At 64.3% G+C, this 969-nt stretch carries 1 protein-coding gene; it reads left to right on the top strand.

What is annotated here, in order from left to right; translation table 11 throughout:
* The coding region (locus JNB61_RS19855; RefSeq protein ID WP_220340732.1) for an SRPBCC family protein at positions 1–969 on the top strand (969 nt) is incomplete at both ends.

The raw sequence follows: 969 nt of genomic DNA, 5'->3' as shown, positions 1-969 counted from the left end.
TGCAGCCGGGGGCGGGCTCGGTGGGGAACCTGGTGTGCGGGTATCACCAGTGGACGTATCGTCCGGATGGTGAGTTGATCTACGCGTCGGCTGCCGAGGAGGGGTTCGACAAGAACTGCTACAGCCTGCGGAAGGTCGCGTTCCGGGTGATCTCGGGGCTCATCTTCATCAACATGTCGGATGAGCCGAACACGGACATCGATCCGGTCGCGAAGATCGTGGAGCCGTACTTCGACGCGCACCAGCTGGGGCGTGCGAAGGTCGCCAAGCAGATCGACCTCATCGAGGAGGGCAACTGGAAGCTCACGCTGGAGAACAACCGGGAGTGCTACCACTGCGACCTGCATCCGGAGCTGGGCTGCACCTACTTCATCACGTGGGGTTACCCCGAGGACCAGATCCCGCCGCACCTGCAGGATGTGCACCAGCGCTACCTCGCGGCCGAAGCGGAGCTGGAGGAGAAGTGCATCGAGCGCGGCATCCACTACAAGGGCAATGAGCAGCTGGACACCCGCGTCTTCGGGTTCCGGGTGCAGCGCGAGGCGCTGGACGGTGAGGGCGAGTCGTACTCGCTGACCGGCGCGAAGCTGGTGAACAAGCTGCTGGGCGATTTCGACGACGCGAAGCTGGGCCGGTTGTCGATGCACACGCAGCCGAACTTCTGGTGCCACTTCATGGCCGACCACGCCATCACCTTCGCGGTGCTGCCGATCGCGCCGGGTCGCACGCTGGTGCGCACGACGTGGCTGGTCCACGAGGATGCCGTGGAGGGTGTGGACTACAACGTCGATGACCTCACTCACGTGTGGCGCGAGACCAACAACCAGGACGCCCACTTCGTCGAGCTGGCGCAGAAGGGCGTCACCGACCCCGCCTACGTGCCCGGCCCCTACATGCCCAGCGAGTACCAGGTCAACGCGTTCTGCAACTGGTACCTCGACCGCATCAACGACTACATCGAAGAGGGCG

The sequence above is a fragment of the Microbacterium ureisolvens genome (assembly GCF_019511645.1).
GTDB lineage: Bacteria > Actinomycetota > Actinomycetes > Actinomycetales > Microbacteriaceae > Microbacterium > Microbacterium ureisolvens_A.
The sequence above is the reverse complement of the archived record's forward strand: the minus strand, read 5'-3'. Positions and strand labels throughout refer to the sequence as shown.